This window comes from Candidatus Lokiarchaeota archaeon (assembly GCA_014730275.1).
Taxonomy (GTDB): domain Archaea; phylum Asgardarchaeota; class Thorarchaeia; order Thorarchaeales; family Thorarchaeaceae; genus WJIL01.
The window spans coordinates 1-3,372 of the sequence record WJIL01000027.1 but is presented as its reverse complement, the minus strand read 5'-3'; the positions used below and the strand labels follow the sequence as shown (position 1 = coordinate 3,372).

The window sequence follows — 3,372 nt, the reverse complement described above, 5'->3', positions numbered from 1 at the left end:
GACCAGAACTGAAGGACATACCCGGAATCGAAGAGATGAAGGAAGAGGGGTATGAATACTACCGGTTCAAGGAAGCCCTCAAGCAGCAGGAAGGAGAAGATGTCGATATCGAGGAAGTTGCTGACAGGGCGGGTATACCTGTTGAGCAGGCCAGAGAATATGGTAACGGGAAAGTGGCACCTATTGTCACCATTCTGCAGAACTACGAAACGGAGTATCGGTGGGATAGGATGCTGCGGCAGTGGACCATGCTTGGCTCTGGGAAGGATGTGCATGAGATTGCAGAGATGGTGAGAGAGCACCCGGATATCGCTGAAGAGTCGCTTTCCGAACAGGAGATGGAGGAGCTACGGGTCTGGATAGAGATCATGCAGGCAAAGGAAAGCGAAGACATTGAGTTCTGTGTCAGGGCGGGTAGAGAGGTCTTCCGAAAGGACCAGGTGCTGGAGCTGGCCAAGACGCATGGTGTTGAAGCCGAGGTTGTTCTGAGCTGGTTGTGGGAAATGGATCGGCCAGAGGGGGCACTGAAGCTTGAAGAGAGACTCTATGCCATCAGGGAGCAGGATGAGAGGGCAGGAAGAGTAGTACTGGAGGAAGGTTGCCCAACCAATTACTTCCTTGATGAGGGTCCCAAAAACATGGAGGAACTCAAGTGGATGATGAGGAGGCATCCCCAGGTGGCAGAAAAGGATACATTTCCCGAAGCCTTCAAGGAAACTGTTGTCTACTATCAAATCAGGGAAAGACAAGAGCGGGGAGAGCTGGATAACATCACAACAAAGGAGCTTGCCAAAGAGTATGATGAGTCGGTTCACTTTGTTCGAATGGCGCTGAGTGGCAAACCTAGACTCAGATTGGTTAGATGGCTCATAAGGAACGAGATGGAACGGCGAAAATATGAGAATGAGAAACTACCTCCCGAGTCATTCCAATACCGGACTAGACCACTCATTGTGTACAGAACATTTGAAGAGTTTCGAGGGCGACGTGATATCCCAACCGAAGAGATAGCCGAGTGCATAGTGCAACTCTACCGTACCATTGGAGAACCTAAAGGCGTTCGATTTGCTGATTTCCGGATTCCTGACAGGCCGTGGGGAACGTGGACCCTGAAGCTGTTTCGCTTGATGAAGCCGATGCAGGAAGAATTGGAAGCTGAGATCAACAAGCAGCTAGGGCTTGATGATAATCCTACAAGAGAGCTTCGCGTGGGTCTGAAGGACTACAAGCTGTACTTCAGGATGCACGACAAGCGGTGGCGGAACTGGTTCAACCTCTACAAGAATGAGCTGTTCTACTTCCAATCTGTTGAGGATAAGGCCGAGCTGGTCAAGGAAACGATGGCACGTCTAGGTGTGAAAGGCCCTACTCACTATAGCAAACTCATCAAACAGGTTACTGACTACATGCGGACCGCTACCGGTTCCAATCCCAATTCTGACCTGAATCGCAAACTTGCGCATCTCAGGGGTGAAAGTCTGCATTTCATGCTGGATGTCATGGGACTCAAAATTCAGGACATAGAGGGTAGGATACACCACATCGGAAGGACCAGAGAAGGAAAATCCGGAACCATTGTGCATCCGAAATTCCCTGCAGATCCTGAAATGGTTGACATCATTTTGGCCATAATCGTAGGAGCGGCCATGTCAGACGGGCATCTTCACCGTGAGAATACGGGCTTCGTTTACACTGAGAAATACTTGTCGCGGATTGAGATTCTTCTGGAACACATGTCTGCACTTGGAGAAATCAAGTACAACATGGTACCGAAAGACAATGGTGTGTACAGGATTCGTTTTCCGAGTATAATTGGTCGGATGCTAGAGCGATTAGGGGTGCCCGTTGGTGATTCGTGTATCCAGAACAAGGGGCTTCCAGGATTTGTCTTGAAAGGATCACTAATGGTGAAATGTGTATATCTCTCTCAGTTATGGGCAGAAGATGGGTGCTTTTCCATCCATTGGCGATATCCATTTCCAGTTTTCTCATGGAGTAGAACATCTGTGCTTTATGATGAAAGCAAGGCGCACATGTACGAGGTGCGGGATAAGATTCGCACAGATATTCTCTACCTTTTCAGTGAGTATGGACATGAGAAAGAATCAGCAACACCAGATAGGAAGCCGGATATCGTCATCTATGCTCAGGAGTTTGAAAACATGCGTGAGCATGAAGATGCAGTAATTGCTAATGCCGCTCAGAATCTCTGGATTCTTGCCAATCTAGATAAACCTAATCTAATCCTCGACGAGATTAAGCTTCTTGCAGACTTGGGAGTGAACACCGTACCTCAACTAAAGAGATTCGTATTATATGAAGAAAGTGGACGTATTTCTGTGGAATGGACTAGCTATATCAACGATCAAGATGACATCACGCGAGTTGCTCTCCTTGCACCTCCCGATGATGTCCGAAAGAAGGAGAGGGTTGAAGAAGTGATAGAATCGGAGAGAATTAGGAAGAGAAAGATACTGAAACAAATCGACGACGAGGGGTTAAAATGGATTTTAGAAAAACAAAGAGGTGATGATAGGAATGGCTGATTGCAGTATAGAGACACTACAACGGCTGTTGCGAGAGATACTCGAGAAAGACGAGAGTAATCTTGGAGTTCCATTGAAGATCGCAGAAAAGGAACTGCTCTCAAAGGCAAGAGAAAGGGGCATGGAATGTAGTTCGGAAATGGTTGAAAAGGCAATTCAGACCCTCCTAGATGATTGGACTATAGATAAGACATTAGCCCCCCTACCAAGCGAACTTGAAGAAGAGCTTAATCTTGAGCCACCAGGCCCGTTTTGGCGTCTCAAGATTTTGACCTCCGAAGAACAGGAGAATTACAGATCTCTCTCACCAGTGAAAAAGGCACTAATTCGAATATTGAGAGAACGAAATGAACCTGGAAAAAGAGGGGAAATCCCTATCAAAGAGGCGGAAGCTATTCTTTCTGTTCAAGGTTTTGAAGAGATTCCACAGTATATGTGGGTAAAAGATACCGTGAAGACATCATTTGGATATGAGGGGGAGGAGGTCGTAGATTATTACTTCCTTGTTCAAGAGCATATGAAAACTGACGAGTTCAAGAAATACGAGGAGGAGATGTTAGATAAGCATCGGGAAAAGCAAAGATGGCGTATCGATCTCATGGAGGATTCAGAGGAGAAAGCCAAGAAAGAAGACGGAAACTAAGGACCAGTTACTGTTTCCTTTTTGCATTGATTTTTGACTGATTCATCTCAATCCAAGAAAGTGCTCTACTATCATCAGGCTTGAGTTCCAGTTTCTTCGTCCAAGACTTGAGAGAATCCTCGTATTGCCCTGCCCAGTATTGTGTGTAGCCAAGCTGGTCCCACGACATGGGATCTTCAGGGT

Annotated in this window: 2 protein-coding genes; one reads left to right on the top strand and one right to left on the bottom strand. The window is 46.8% G+C overall.

Annotated elements, in window-relative coordinates; translation table 11 throughout:
* Positions 1 to 2,538: 2,538 nt before the first annotated feature.
* Positions 2,539 to 3,189: a hypothetical protein gene (locus GF309_04235; protein ID MBD3157974.1), complete on the top strand. Its 651-nt coding sequence runs from the start codon at positions 2,539 to 2,541 to the stop codon at positions 3,187 to 3,189.
* Positions 3,190 to 3,196: 7 nt separating this feature from the next.
* Here the strand turns inward: GF309_04235 and GF309_04230 are convergent, their stop codons facing one another.
* Positions 3,197 to 3,358 (bottom strand): hypothetical protein, encoded by a 162-nt coding sequence (locus GF309_04230; protein MBD3157973.1) that lies wholly within the window; start codon positions 3,356 to 3,358, stop codon positions 3,197 to 3,199.
* Positions 3,359 to 3,372 lie beyond the last annotated feature (14 nt).